General features: G+C 62.4%; 13 protein-coding genes and 1 pseudogene. 5 read left to right on the top strand and 9 right to left on the bottom strand.

The features are described from left to right. Nucleotides 1–107: 107 nt before the first annotated feature. Nucleotides 108–1,373 (bottom strand): NAD(P)/FAD-dependent oxidoreductase, encoded by a 1,266-nt coding sequence (locus NKJ15_RS12575; protein WP_352815525.1) that lies wholly within the window; start codon nt 1,371–1,373, stop codon nt 108–110. Nucleotides 1,374–1,553: 180 nt separating this feature from the next. On the opposite strand from NKJ15_RS12575, the gene NKJ15_RS12570 reads away from it, so the two are divergent. After that, nucleotides 1,554–2,210 (top strand): 5-formyltetrahydrofolate cyclo-ligase, encoded by a 657-nt coding sequence (locus NKJ15_RS12570; RefSeq protein WP_352471829.1) that lies wholly within the window; start codon nt 1,554–1,556, stop codon nt 2,208–2,210. A 13-nt stretch (nt 2,211–2,223) separates the two neighbouring features. Here the strand turns inward: NKJ15_RS12570 and NKJ15_RS12565 are convergent, their stop codons facing one another. Next, on the bottom strand, nt 2,224–2,697 hold the full coding sequence (locus NKJ15_RS12565) for an Lrp/AsnC family transcriptional regulator (protein ID WP_023675099.1): 474 nt from the start codon (nt 2,695–2,697) through the stop codon (nt 2,224–2,226). A gap of 157 nt (nt 2,698–2,854) precedes the next feature. Between NKJ15_RS12565 and ald the strand changes: the two genes are divergently transcribed. Next, nucleotides 2,855–3,970: an alanine dehydrogenase gene (ald, locus tag NKJ15_RS12560; protein WP_352815524.1), complete on the top strand. Its 1,116-nt coding sequence runs from the start codon at nt 2,855–2,857 to the stop codon at nt 3,968–3,970. Nucleotides 3,971–4,214: 244 nt separating this feature from the next. Here the strand turns inward: ald and NKJ15_RS12555 are convergent, their stop codons facing one another. From NKJ15_RS12555 to NKJ15_RS12530, 6 genes are all read right to left on the bottom strand, one after another. Beyond that, nucleotides 4,215–4,682 carry a DUF1203 domain-containing protein gene (locus NKJ15_RS12555; RefSeq protein ID WP_352471826.1) on the bottom strand — a complete coding sequence of 156 codons (468 nt, stop codon included), beginning with the start codon at nt 4,680–4,682 and terminating at the stop codon, nt 4,215–4,217. A gap of 77 nt (nt 4,683–4,759) precedes the next feature. Beyond that, complete coding sequence (gene dapB / locus NKJ15_RS12550; protein ID WP_352448952.1) at nt 4,760–5,566, bottom strand: 4-hydroxy-tetrahydrodipicolinate reductase; 807 nt, start codon at nt 5,564–5,566, stop codon at nt 4,760–4,762. 149 nt (nt 5,567–5,715) lie between these two features. Beyond that, nucleotides 5,716–6,279: a GNAT family N-acetyltransferase gene (locus NKJ15_RS12545; protein ID WP_352448953.1), complete on the bottom strand. Its 564-nt coding sequence runs from the start codon at nt 6,277–6,279 to the stop codon at nt 5,716–5,718. Nucleotides 6,280–6,284: 5 nt separating this feature from the next. Beyond that, nucleotides 6,285–7,136 (bottom strand): 3-mercaptopyruvate sulfurtransferase, encoded by an 852-nt coding sequence (sseA, locus tag NKJ15_RS12540; protein WP_023675104.1) that lies wholly within the window; start codon nt 7,134–7,136, stop codon nt 6,285–6,287. A gap of 35 nt (nt 7,137–7,171) precedes the next feature. Then, nucleotides 7,172–7,915, bottom strand: coding sequence for an alanyl-tRNA editing protein (locus NKJ15_RS12535; protein ID WP_023675105.1), 744 nt, complete (start codon nt 7,913–7,915; stop codon nt 7,172–7,174). Further along, nucleotides 7,915–8,949: a cysteine synthase A gene (locus NKJ15_RS12530; protein ID WP_023675106.1), complete on the bottom strand. Its 1,035-nt coding sequence runs from the start codon at nt 8,947–8,949 to the stop codon at nt 7,915–7,917. Before NKJ15_RS12530 ends, NKJ15_RS12535 begins: the two co-directional genes overlap by 1 nt. Nucleotides 8,950–9,164: 215 nt before the next feature. Between NKJ15_RS12530 and NKJ15_RS12525 the strand changes: the two genes are divergently transcribed. Both NKJ15_RS12525 and NKJ15_RS12520 read left to right on the top strand, forming a co-directional pair. Further along, complete coding sequence (locus NKJ15_RS12525; protein WP_352457508.1) at nt 9,165–9,986, top strand: SDR family oxidoreductase; 822 nt, start codon at nt 9,165–9,167, stop codon at nt 9,984–9,986. Between the two features lie 25 nt (nt 9,987–10,011). Then, a pseudogene (locus tag NKJ15_RS12520) lies at nt 10,012–10,158 on the top strand (alpha/beta hydrolase); the annotation flags it as partial. 108 nt (nt 10,159–10,266) lie between these two features. Here the strand turns inward: NKJ15_RS12520 and NKJ15_RS12515 are convergent. Continuing rightward, nucleotides 10,267–11,685: a DEAD/DEAH box helicase gene (locus tag NKJ15_RS12515; protein WP_352471825.1), complete on the bottom strand. Its 1,419-nt coding sequence runs from the start codon at nt 11,683–11,685 to the stop codon at nt 10,267–10,269. A 387-nt stretch (nt 11,686–12,072) separates the two neighbouring features. Here NKJ15_RS12515 and NKJ15_RS12510 point away from each other — a divergent pair, with 387 nt between their 5' ends. Further along, nucleotides 12,073–13,605, top strand: coding sequence for an acyl-CoA carboxylase subunit beta (locus NKJ15_RS12510; protein WP_352471824.1), 1,533 nt, complete (start codon nt 12,073–12,075; stop codon nt 13,603–13,605). Nucleotides 13,606–13,607 lie beyond the last annotated feature (2 nt).

The raw sequence follows: 13,607 nt of genomic DNA, 5'->3' as shown, positions 1-13,607 counted from the left end.
TGACAAGTCCTGCCCGAAGCAAAGCTTCGCGCCGAAATCCAGTCGAGTCCAGAAGCCGATTCCATCAAGAGGAGGTGACGCGCCGATGAATGTCCGGCAGCGAACAATCAGCCCTTGTCGTCGTCGCCCTGCGTGATCAGCCGCGCGCTGCGCTGACCGGTGAAGTAGATCCATAGCCAACTCAGGGAAACCGCAAGCCGGTTACGAAAGCCGATCAGGAAGTAGATATGCGCCAAGCCCCATAGCCACCAGGCAAGCCGGCCGGTAAGCTTGATCCAGCCGAAATCGATGGCCGCGGCGCGCTTGCCGATCGTCGCCAGGTCGCCGTCATGCCTGTAGCTGAAAGGACGCGGTGTCGTGCCACCGGTAAGCCTTGCCTTGATCGTCGCGGCGACATGCCGTCCCTGCTGCTTGGCGGCGGGCGCGACGCCCGGCACGAGCCGGCCATCCGGCCGCAGGACGTGCGCTGCGTCACCGATGACGAAAATCTCCGGGTTTCCCGGCACACTCAAGTCGGGCTCGACAAGCACCCTGCCCGCGCGGTCCGCTGCCGCGCCGAGCCATTCGGCGGCCGGCGAAGCGGCGACGCCCGCCGCCCACAGGATTGTCCTGGCCGGCAAATGTGTGTCGCCGAAGACGACACCCTCGGCATCGCAGCGCGTAACCGCCCGGCCGAGTTCGACGGTCACGCCGAGCCGTTCGAGCGCCTTCGTTGCATAATCGGAGAGTTCGGGAGCGAAATTGGAGAGGATGCGGTCACCGGCCTCAATCAGCACCACACGCGTCTGCCGCGTGTCGATGTTGCGGAACTCGCCGTGCAGCGTGTCGTGCGCCAGCTCGGCAATGGTGCCGGCCAGTTCCACGCCGGTCGGCCCGCCGCCGACGATCGCCAGGGTCAGCAATGCCTGGCGCTGGACGGGATCGGTTTCCCGCTCGGCCTGCTCGAAAGCCAAAAGAATACGCCGTCGAATGGTGGTGGCGTCCTCCAGCGTCTTCAGGCCAGGGGCGAACGGTTCCCATTCGTCATGGCCGAAATAGGCGTGCCGCGCGCCGGTGGCCAGCACCAGCGTGTCGTAAGCGACCGTGCCGCCGTCCTGCAGCAGCACGCGCTTGCCGGTGCGGTCGATGCCGGTAACGGTGGCGAGCAGCGTCGTCACGTCCTTGCGCCTGCGCAGAAGATGGCGGATCGGCCAGGCGACTTCGGAGGTGGCCAGCGCCGTCGTCGCCACCTGGTAGAGCAGCGGCTGAAAAAGGTGATGATTGCGCCTGTCGATCATCGTGATGCGCACCGGCGAGCCGGCTAGTGCGCGGGTGAACTCGAGGCCGCCGAAACCGGCACCTACGACGACGACGTGATGGTTGGCTGTGTTCATCTCGCTCATCCCTCTCGCCAAGGCTGATGTAAGTATCGTTGTGCAGTGCAGCAATGCCTGCGCTGCAACTACCTGGGAGTCGTCGCTTGATGTCGTGAATACGCATGCTGCGGACTCGTTCCCGGATATAGCCTGCGTCCAGGATACTACTTGGTTGGAACTGTATATTGCAGGTGAAGCATGGCTAGCGATGAAGACGAAGGCTCAGCGCAGTACGCCTCGCCGCCTTGTTTTATGCACGAGCTCGATCCGGAGTTCCAAGCGCCGCTATCCGACTGGACCGACGTAAGGCGCTGGCGCAAGGCCGAGCGCGAGCGGTTGATCGCATCCCGCCTTGCCGTTTCAGCCGACACGCGCGCAGCTATGTCGCAGCGTATTGCCGAAGGGCTCGACGCGGTGATCGGCGACATCGCCGGCCGTTTGGTCAGCCTCTACTGGCCGTTTCGCGGCGAGCCGGACCTGCGCCCTTGGATGGAAACCGTTAACGCGCGAGGCGGGCGCACGGCGTTGCCCGTCGTCGTCGAGAAAGACCGGCCGCTTGTCTTTCGCGCCTATGCCCACGGAGACCGGCTGGAGAAGGGCGTCTGGAATATCCCGATACCGGCTGACGGTGATCCGGTGTTGCCCGACGTCGTCATTTCGCCGATCGTCGGCATCGATCCCGGGCAGTTCCGCTTGGGTTATGGCGGCGGCTTCTTCGATCGCACGCTTGCCGCGATGCCGTTCAAGCCGCTGGTCATCGGCGTCGGCTACGAGTTGCAGCGCATCACCACCATCTACCCGCAGCCGCACGATATTCCGATGGACCGTGTGGTGACTGAGGCATCCAAGGCCTAGGCGAGTTCGGGGCCTAGGCGAGTTCAGGCTTCATTCCCACGGCTGTGCGATCGACGATTTCGCGCAAGGCAAAGGACGAATTGATCTTCGTCACATGCGGCATTGCCGACAGCCACTCCTTGTGGATACGTTCGTAGTCGACGAGATCCTTTGCCGCTATGCGCAGGATGTAGTCATATTCGCCCGACATCAAATGGCAGGACAAGACGTTCGGGCAGCGCTTTATCGCTGCCTCGAAATCCGACAACGTCTTCTCGAATTGCCCGGACAGCGATATATGCACGATCGCCGTCATCTGGTGCCCAAGTGCAGCGTTGGACAGCCGGGCGTGATAGCCGCGGATGGTTCCGGATTTCTCCAGATTGTCCAGCCGCCGCGAGCAGGCCGACTGGGACAGGCCGACCTTCTCGGCGAGCGCTGCGTTGGGTATCCGCCCATCCTTCTGCAACGTCTCGAGAATGGCGATATCAATCCTGTCGAGCGGCATTTTTGCGGGTTCCTGCGACAATTCTAATGTTTCGCGCAACGATTATCGAACAGTGGCTTCTCAGGCAAGCGCATTCGCAAACACTTACCGAACGATTCGTGGTTCACTATCTCTAGACAGGGAACGAGCCCCAAAGGGCCGGATCAGGAGAAGAACGATGCGCATCGGCTGCCCCCGGGAAATCAAGAATCACGAATATCGCGTCGGCCTGACGCCGGGTTCGGTCCGCGAATATGTCGCGCATGGCCATGAAGTGCTGATCGAGACCGGCGCCGGCGCCGGCAGCGGCGCCGACGACAACGCGTATCGTGCCGCCGGCGCCACGATCGCCAAGACGGCAGCCGACGTTTTTGCCAAGTCCGACATGATCGTGAAGGTCAAGGAGCCGCAGCCCAACGAATGGGTTCAGCTCCGCGACGGCCAGATCCTCTATACCTATCTGCATCTTGCCCCGGATCCGGAGCAGACCAAGGGCCTGCTGGCCTCCGGCGTGACCGCGATAGCCTACGAGACCGTCACCGACGAGCGCGGCGGTCTGCCGCTCTTGGCGCCGATGTCGGAAGTTGCCGGCCGCCTGTCGATCCAGGCGGGTGCAACGGCGCTGCAAAAGGCCAATGGCGGCCGCGGGGTGCTGCTTGGCGGCGTGCCCGGCGTGCTCCCCGGCAAGGTAACCGTGCTCGGCGGCGGCGTCGTCGGCCTGCATGCTGCACGGATGGCCGCCGGCCTTGGCGCCAACGTCACCATCATTGACCGCTCGATCCCGCGCCTGCGTCAGCTCGACGACATCTTTGGCGGCCGCGTCCACACCCGCTACTCGACCGTCGAGGCGCTGGAAGAAGAATGTTTTTCGGCTGACATCGTCGTCGGCGCCGTGCTGATCCCGGGGGCAGCAGCGCCCAAGCTGGTGACGCGCGAGATGCTGTCGGGCATGAAGAAAGGCGCCGTGCTGGTCGACGTCGCCATCGACCAGGGCGGCTGCTTCGAGACCTCGCACGCCACCACCCATGCCGAGCCGACCTATGAGGTCGACGGCGTCATCCACTATTGCGTCGCCAACATGCCGGGTGCGGTGCCGGTCACCTCGGCCCACGCACTCAATAATGCGACGCTGCATTATGGCCTGCAGCTCGCCGACAAGGGCCTCAAGGCGCTGGTAGACGACCACCATCTGCGCAACGGGCTGAACGTCCACAAGGGCAAGATCACGAATCGCGCGGTGGCCGAAGCGCTCGGTTACGAGCTGGTCGAGCCGAAGGCCGTTCTCGCCGCCTGAGCTTCCGAATCTGCCTCTCCAGTGCCCGTCGGATTCGTCCGACGGGTTTTTCTTATGTCGAAAAACGGAAAAGTGTCGGGCGCGCAGAATAACCGGACAACAAAAAAGCGGAGCCAAAGCCCCGCTTCCTCGGTTGTCGAAAATTTCCGCCGGTTCATCCGCGGTCGGCAAATCGATCGACAGTCTCTTTCTACCGCTGGTATGCGACGGGAGTACGACAGCCAAGCCGGTGCAGCCTGTCCGGTTACGCGCGGTCGATCCGGCACTGATAGCAATTGTTGCGCGCCGAGCGGATGTGGACGTAAGCGATGTCGTCGCGTTCGAACAACGTCTCTGCCCGTGCGGCAATGGCGTCGGTCGGAATGACGCCGCCGCTGCCGTAAACGATGCGGTCGTCCTTGCCATAACCGCGCACAATGTAATCGCTGCTTTCGAGCATTTCGGGAAGCATTTTCCCCTCGGCGGCGCGTTCGCATTCTTTCGCATGCAGAAAGATCGGCCCCGTTTCGGCATAAGGCTGCAGCTCCGGAAAAGGTCGATAGGCCAAAACAAGATAGGCTTCTCCCAAAGCAATATTTTTCAAGCAATGACGGCAAGGCACGCCGTCGCCATCCGAAATTTGCCGCTCTGGCTTCAAGCCATAAGCATCCGGCCCGCCGCGCTGAAGTGCCCGGACAGCATTGGTTGGCAAGGCTTTGAATTTTAGCGTCATGGCAAAATCTCCGGTGTCGTCGACCGGAAATTATGCTCGCAAGACAGCGTTTCCCACCCGATTCCTGCCGAAATGGATCAATCCATCAGCGCGTCGAGACCACGAACCAGACCTTTGATCTGCTGTACCCGTCTGATGGCGAGCAGCGTGCCCGCCACGTAAGGCGCCGCGGACGAGCCGGCGTCGTGGCGTATGGTCAGCCGCTCGTCTGGCAGACCGAACAGCGCCTCGCAGGACAGGATGTAGGACGGCAGGCGAAGCGCGTGCACTTGCACCCCCTCGCCTGCGCCGACCGCACCACCGCGTGTGGCCGGCACGCCGGAGACCTCAGAGACCGGCTTTGCCGTTGAGGCCTTGCGGATGTCGGCCAGCGCTTCAGCAAGCTCTCGTGCGGTTCCGGAGGGCGCGTCGGGCTTCTTTGCACTAGCATAATCGATGACCTCGACATCCGGCACGTATTTTGCCGCCATAAGTGCAAACCGCTTCATCAGCGTGGCGGTGATGGAAAAGTTGCCGGCGGCAACGACGCCGACGCCATTAGCGCGCGCCGCGGCGTCGATCTCGGCATAATCGGCAGCTCCCAGTCCCGACGTGCCGATCACCGTATGCCGTCCGTTGTCGATGGCGAGCAGCACATGGTCTTTCACGACATGCGGCTTGGTGAAGTCGACCAGCACGTCCGACGGCGCCTCCAGCGCCTCGGCCAGCGAGGCCGAAACGGCAATACCATTAGCCGGCATACCAACCAGCAGACCGGAATCCTGCCCCGCGCCGCTGCGTGATACAGCCCCGGCCAGCGCCATGTCGCCCTGCGCCCCGATCGCCGGAACCAGCGCTTTGCCGACCCAGCCGGTCGCGCCGGCCATTACCACGCGTATTGCCATCGTGCGATCCTCCATCACCCATCGGTTTTTAGACGATAGCGATATGGAAAGAGCCAAGCTCATTCAAGTCGGGCTCGCCTTTGAGTGTTGATCCAGAGACTCTGGGACATTGCAAGACAAGCTGAAGCGCGGATGAACGGGCCTGAAAATCAGGGCCGCATGACGCTGGCCGCGCGCTCGGCAAAAGACATCGGATGTACGACCTCCTTTTTTTGCGCCACTGGCGTAAAGCCGAGTTTTTGATAGAGCGGCAGTGCTGCTGGGTGATCGAGGGTGCAGGTCTGCACCGTCACCCGCTTTGGCCCGTGCGACCATGCCGCGGCGATTGCCGCACCAAGGAACCAGCGGCCGATGCCTTGCCCGGTCGCGTGCTCCATCATTCCGAAATAAGCGAGTTCCACTTCCTCCGGCAAATGCGGCTTGAGGTCGAAGAAGCCGGCCGGCGCACCATCCAGATAAAGCACCCTGATGTCGCGGTCCTCGCGGTGGATGCCCGCCGCAAGCTCCTCGTCGCTCAGCCTCAGCACATTGACCCAGTGCCATTTGCGGCCCACCCGATCCATCAAATAGCGGTAGAAATGCAGCGGAATGTCTTTGGTCTTGAGCAGCGCGATCTGGCGGTTGTACGGCAGCGGCGGCGAATACGCAGGCGGCACATGCATTTCGAGAAACGTCACGGTGACGTCGATGTCTTCCAGCGATCCGTCTTCCATCCCCGTCAGTCCTTGCCCGTCACGACGGGCGTGTCGGAAAGCCCGCCCCATTCGGTCCATGAACCGTCATAAAGCCTGTTGTCGGCATGGCCAAGCGTCTCCAAAGCCAGCGTGACAGCTGCCGCGGTGACGCCCGACCCGCAGGAGGTGACGACCGGCTTCGACAGGTCGATGCCGGCTCCTTCGATCACTTTGCGCAGCCTGTCCTTCGGCAACAATTCGCCGTTTTCCGAAAGCGCCGAAAATGGCACGTTGTGCGCGCCCGGCATATGGCCGGAGCGGATGCCGGGGCGCGGCTCCGGCTCGGTGCCGGCAAAACGGCCAGGCGAGCGCGCGTCGGCGATCTGGCTCTCCCCCGTCTCGACGATCCGGCGCATGTCGGCAAGGCTGGCGACGCGGGCGGCATCGAAGTTGGCATAAAACACGCAAGGCGCGATCTTCGTCGGCTCCGCCGTCACTGGCCGTCCGGCGGCTTTCCAACGATCGAACCCGCCGTCGAGTATATAGACCTGGAACACGCCCATGACGCGAAACAACCACCAGGCGCGCGGTGCAGAAAAGAACCCTGGCCCGTCATAGACAACAATCGTGTCATCGGCCGAAATACCCATCGCGCCGACATATTGCGCGAAATGCTGCGGCGACGGCAGCGTGTGCGGCAGAGCCGCGTCGGGGTCCGAAACCGCATCCTGGTCGAGGAAGCGGGCGCCTGGAATATGCGCTACGTCGTACTCGGCGCGCGCGTCACGCTTTTGCGCCGGCAGATACCAGGACGCGTCGACAATCGTCAGGCCGGGTTCGCCGAGCCGCTTCTGTAACCAATCGGCATCGATGGTGAAAGGACTGTCGTCGGCCATCTTTTCTCTCCTGTCCCGCCCGTCGCAGTCCTATATCAGGCTGGCGGCATAGGACCAAAGCGAATGCGGAAGCGCCGGTTCTCGCGGCCCTTCTTCTCGATCTTGCCGATATGGATCTCGCCGATTTCGCTGGTGCTCTTTACATGGGTGCCGCCGCAAGGCTGGCTGTCGATCGAAGCGTTCTCGCCGATGCAGACCAATCGGATCCTTCCCGTGCCGGCCGGGGGCCGCACATTCTTGGATTTCACCAAGCCCGGATTGGATGCCAGTTCCTCGTCGGAAATGAGCCGGGTGAAGATCGGGTGGTCGGCTCGCACCAGTTCCATCAGTCTGGCCGTCACGTCTTCCTTGGTAAAGCCGGCATCCGGGATGTCGAAATCGATACGGCTGTCGTCCTCGGAAACCGCGGCGCCGGTGATCGGGAACGGACAGACGACGGTAAGCAGGTGGCAGGCAGAATGCATGCGCATCAGCAACTGCCGCCGCGGCCAGTCGATGGCGAGCCTCATGCGCTCGCCCACCTTTGGAACTGCCTGCTCCGGCGCCGGCACATGGATGATCTCGTCCTTGGTTTCGCCGGTGATCGTAGCGGCAATCGCTATGCCGGTGCCGTCGGCGCGTTCGAGGCTGCCGGTGTCGCCCGGCTGCCCGCCCGATGTGGCGTAAAACACCGTCCGGTCCAGAATGATGCCGCCGCGATCATTGACTGCGACGACGGTGGCGTCGGCCGTCCCCAGATAGGCGTCGTCACGAAACAGCGCTTCGGTCTTGTGCGCCATCACGCAACCCTTTCGAACGGTACTGAAATCGTGCTCTGTTGCTCCATCCACCCCGGCACCGGCAGCTTCTTTTCGCGCAGGAATTCAGGATTGAACAGCTTCGACTGGTAGCGCGTGCCGTAGTCGCAAAGCATGGTCACGATAGTGTGGCCGGGGCCTAGCTCGCGCGCCAGGCGAATGGCGCCGGCAATGTTGATGCCCGTCGAACCGCCAACGCAAAGCCCCTCCTCCTGGATCAGGTCGAATACGATCGGCAGCGCGTCCTCGTCGGGGATCTGGAAGGCAAAATCGGGTGTAAAGCCTTGGAGGTTGGCGGTGATCCGCCCCTGCCCGATGCCTTCGGTGATCGAACTGCCCTCGGATTTCAGCTCGCCGCTGGTGTAGAAGGAATAGAGCGCTGCCCCCAGCGGATCGGCCAGCGCGATCTTGACCTGGTTGTTTTTGGCCTTCAGCCCGAAACCGACGCCTGCCAGAGTGCCGCCGGAACCGACCGCCGACACGAAACCATCCACCTTGCCGTCGGTCTGGTTCCAGATTTCTTCGGCCGTGGTGCGGATATGGCCGTCACGGTTGGCGACATTGTCGAACTGGTTGGCCCAGATCGCGCCGTTCGGCTCGCTCTTGGCCATCTGCTCGGCCAGCCGGCCCGACAGCTTCACGTAGTTGTTCGGGTTCTTGTAAGGCACGGCGGGCACTTCGATCAACTCGGCGCCGAGCAGTTTGATCGTATCCTTCTTCTCCTGGCTCTGGGTGTCGGGAATGACGATCACCGTGCGGTAGCCGAGCGCCTTGGCAACCAGTGTCAATCCGATGCCGGTGTTGCCAGCCGTCCCCTCGACGATGACGCCGCCGGGCCGCAGCAGCCCGCGCTGTTCCGCATCGCGGATGATAAACAGGCCGGCGCGGTCCTTTACCGACTGCCCGGGATTCATGAATTCGGCCTTGCCCAGGATCTCGCAGCCGGTTGCTTCCGAGGCCTTGTTGAGGCGGATCAGGGGCGTGTTGCCGATCACGTCGATCACAGAACGGGGCATGGAGATTCCTTTGTGGGTGCGGCGAAACCCTAGAAACCCGAAGCTTCGGTTTCAAGGCAAGAATTTGCCTGGTCCAGTCGCATTTCGCACACTGCAATTCCTGCAGCCAGGAGCGCCCGACCGGTATTCATTTCAACCATGTACCGAAAAGCACTCTTTTCATTCGATTTCTTCACCGGTAGAGCACAGGCTAAGAAGAGCCGGCGGGGCGCAACATGACACTCTATCGGGCCAATCCGAAGCATGGCGTCGCCTGGATTACGGGCGGCAGCAGCGGTATCGGCCGTTCGCTGGCCAAGGATCTTGCCGCTCGGGGCTATGTCGTCGCGGTGACTGCGCCAGATGACCATCCGATCGATACGCTCATCGTCGAAACGGCGCAGATGGCGGGCCGTGTCGCAGCCTATCCTTGCGACGTGACCGACGAAAAACGCATGGCGAAGACGGTTGCAGCGATCGAGAAAGATCTCGGTCCGATCGTGTTGGCAGTGTTCAACGCTGGAAGCTATATCGCAACGCCGGGCGAGGATCTTGTGGCGCGCAATTTCCGTCGGTCTTTCGAAGTCAATTATTTTGGCATCATCAATGGCCTGCTGCCGGTCATCGAACGCATGCGCGTGCGCTCGCGCGGCCATGTCGTGCTGATCGGTTCGGTCACCGCCTATTTCGGCTGGCCCACCACCGCCGCCTATGGCGGCACCAAGGCGGCGGTCAATATCCTGGCCGAGTCGCTGAAATACGATTTCGACAAGATGAACGTCCGCATCCAGGTGATTAATCCGGGCTTTGTCGACACGCGGCTGACCGAAAAGAACTTCCTGCCGATGCCGGGCTTGATGCCGGTCAATCTGGCCTCGCGCCGCATCGCGCAAGGCATCGAATACGGCGGCTTCGAAGTCACTTTCCCACGCCGCCTGAGTTGGACGCTGAAACTGCTCAGGATGCTGCCGAGGCCGTTCTGCCGATGGGTGATCAGCACGGTCACCCGCTGGAACGCGCGGCCGCTGAATTTCGACCGCAAGCCGCCAGTCGAGTAGGATCGGTGATGGGCGAGCGATCGTGCTTGCGGGTCGCTGGGGCGCCGCACATGAATTGGTGCCGGTCGACGATACCGGCGACCCGGACAACCACGTCATTGCCGGCGACGCGCTGTCGCCATCGACCACGGCTTTCCTCGCGCAGCGGATCGTCGTGTGGGTCGAGGCGGTGGTAAGTGAACCAAAGCCCCAAGCAAGAGGGCGACCGAAGCATCGCTCCGGTCGCCCTCTTCAATCGTATTCGACCAAGCCAGGCTTGGCTGACCGCAACACGGTCAGATTATGCGGCCCGCGCTGCTGGCCGCTTGCCGCCGAAGCGGCGTTTGTTATTGCCCTTGAAGGGCTTGGCGCCTTCCGGCTTGCGCTCGCCCGCAAAGGCCGGCTTGTCGCCGAACCGCTTCTTGCCGAAGCCGTTGTTTGCGCCGCTGGGCCGCCTGCCGTCGCGACGGCCATTGTGGTCGTTGCGATCATTGGCCGGTTCGAAGCTGCGCTCATTCTTCTCGGCGGGATTGCGCTGCGGATCGGGGCTGCCGAGATGGTCGGCAATGATCGGCAGCTTGGTGCGGATGATGCGCTCGACCTGACGCAGCTTGCTGTTTTCAGACGGGTCGCAGAGTGTGATGGCGATGCCGTCCATGCCGTTGCGGCCGGTGCGGCCGATCCGGTGGACATAGCTCTCCGCCTCGTCCGGCAGGTCGAAATTCACCACATGGCTGATGCCGGGCACGTCGATGCCGCGTGCCGCAATGTCGGTCGCCACGAGAATGCGCACCGAACCCTCACGGAAATCGTTGAGTGCCTTCTGACGGGCATTCTGCGACTTGTTGCCGTGGATGACGGCGGCCTTGAAGCCGTCGCGCTCGAGATCCTTGGTCACCCTGTCGGCGCCATGCTTGGTGCGCGAGAAGATGATGACGGACTTCATCGCCTCGTCGGCGAGCATCTGGGCCAGCACCTGGCGCTTCTGCTTGGTGCGGGCAAAGACGACACCCTGCACGATCTCGGCTGCCGCGGTGCTGTGAGGAGCGACTTCGACGCGGATCGGGTTCTTCAGCAGGCCTTTCGCCAGTTCGGCGATCTCGGCCGGCATGGTCGCCGAGAACAGCACCGTCTGACGGTCCGGCGCCGTCGCCTTGGCGATGCGCTTCACGTCGTTGATGAAGCCCATGTCGAGCATGCGGTCGCCTTCATCGAGCACCAGCCATTTGGTGTCGGCAAGCATCAGGTCGCCTTCACGCACAAGGTCGGTCAGCCGACCGGGCGTTGCGATCAGGATGTCGACGCCGGGCGCGACCTTCTTCACCTGGCTGAAGCGCGAGACGCCGCCCAGCACGAGCGCGGTCGATACATGCGCGCCCTTGGCGAGCAGCTTGATCATCTCCTCGATCTGCACCGCAAGTTCACGTGTCGGCGCCAGGATCAGCGCTCGGGCCGTCTTCGGCCGGCGCTTGGTACCAAGTGCGATGATCTTCGACAGGATCGGCAGCGCGAACGCCGCCGTCTTGCCCGAGCCGGTCTGGGCGATGCCGAAAATGTCGCGGCCTTCGAGCTGCGGCGGGATCGCCTGGGCCTGGATCGGCTTCGGATCGGTAAAACCGGCGGCATTGGTGGCCTTGAGCAGTGCGCCGGTGATTCCAAGTGCGGCGAAACCGTTCGGTTCCGCAGTGTCCTTACCGGTCAAAGTGTTTTCATTGGTCAAAATATTCTTCTTTCATGCGGCTCCTGGCCGCAAACATCGATGGCGGCAGGGCGCAACCTGCCGTCGAAAATTGTCATGAAACGACAAGGCGGGCGGACGTCATCGTCCGCACGGCTGCGCTGTCGTGCCCGCAGGCTTCATGCCACGGGGCTTTTTCGCCACCTTGCCGATATGTCGGGAAGAGGGAAAACAGACGCAACCAGTCTCATTCATCGAGAAGGCCGGACTATCCCGGCCCAAGCGCCTATGCCGCCGCATATGGCCCAGTTCGCATCGAAATGCAAGGGGCCTGATGTTGCAGCGCAGCAAAAGCCATGAGGAAGCGGCGCTTGCGCTCTCTCGCGGGCATGATTACCACAATGCAGCTTTCCGTTTCGGGGACCGGTCATGAAGGACGTGCTGAAGGAACTCGAGCGCCGCCGCGAGATCGCCCGCATGGGCGGCGGCCAGGCCCGCATCGACGCCCAGCACAAGAAGGGCAAGCTGACCGCCCGCGAACGCATAGACGTCTTTCTCGACGAGGGCTCGTTCGAGGAGTTCGACATGTATGTCGAGCACCGCTCGACCGATTTCGGCATGGAGAAAACCAAGATCGCCGGCGACGGCGTCGTTACCGGCTGGGGCACCGTCAACGGTCGCCCGGTCTATCTTTTCGCCAAGGATTTCACCGTGTTCGGCGGCTCGCTGTCCGAGGCCCATGCCGAAAAGGTGGTCAAGGTCCAGGAGATGGCGCTGCGCAATCGCGCGCCGATCATCGGCCTTTACGACGCCGGCGGCGCCCGCATCCAGGAAGGCGTGGCGGCGCTCGGCGGCTATGCCGAGATCTTCCAGCGCAATGTACTGGCCTCCGGCGTCATCCCGCAGATTTCACTGATCATGGGCCCCTGCGCCGGCGGCGATGTCTATTCGCCGGCGATGACTGACTTCATCTTCATGGTTCGCGAAACCTCCTACATGTTCGTCACCGGGCCGGATGTGGTGAAGACCGTAACCAACGAGACGGTCACCGCCGAAAGCCTCGGCGGCGCTTCTATCCACACGACGAAGTCCTCGATCGCCGACGGAGCCTACGACAATGACGTCGAGGCGCTGCTGCAGATGCGCCGGCTGGTCGATCTGCTGCCCGCTTCCAACACGGCGGAAATTCCCGAGATCGAATGCTACCAGTCGGTCACCGATCACGATCTGTCGCTCGACAGGCTGATCCCCGACAATGCCAACAAACCCTACGACATCAAAGAGTTGATCCTTAAAGTTGCCGACGAGGGTGACTTCTTCGAGATCCAGCAGAATTTTGCGAAAAACATCGTCACCGGCTTCGGCCGTATCGAGGGCCGCACCGTCGGCTTCGTCGCCAACCAGCCGATGGTGCTGGCCGGCGTGCTCGATTCGGATGCCAGCCGCAAGGCGGCTCGTTTCGTGCGCTTCTGCGACTGCTTCTCGATCCCGATCGTCACCTTCGTCGACGTGCCGGGCTTCCTGCCCGGCACCGCGCAGGAATATGGCGGGTTGATCAAGCACGGCGCCAAGCTTCTGTTCGCCTATGCCGAAGCGACCGTGCCAAAGATCACCGTCATCACCAGAAAGGCCTATGGCGGTGCCTATGACGTCATGGCGTCAAAGCATTTGCGCGGTGACATGAACTATGCGTGGCCAACGGCGCAGATTGCGGTGATGGGCGCCAGGGGCGCAGTCGAGATCATCTATCGCAAGGACATCGGCGACGCGGAGAAAATTGCAGCACACACAAAGGCTTACGAAGATCGCTTCCTGTCGCCCTTCGTTGCCGCCGAGCGTGGCTATGTCGACGAGGTGATCATGCCGCATTCAACCCGCCGCCGCATCGCCCGCGCGCTCAGGATGCTGCGCAACAAGGATATGCAAAACCCCTGGAAGAAGCACGACAACATTCCGCTGTGAGG

Origin of the sequence: Mesorhizobium sp. M0207, assembly GCF_040321995.1 — a bacterium.
In the GTDB taxonomy this organism is placed as follows: Bacteria; Pseudomonadota; Alphaproteobacteria; order Rhizobiales; family Rhizobiaceae; genus Mesorhizobium.
This window is presented reverse-complemented; position numbering and strand designations above follow the sequence as displayed.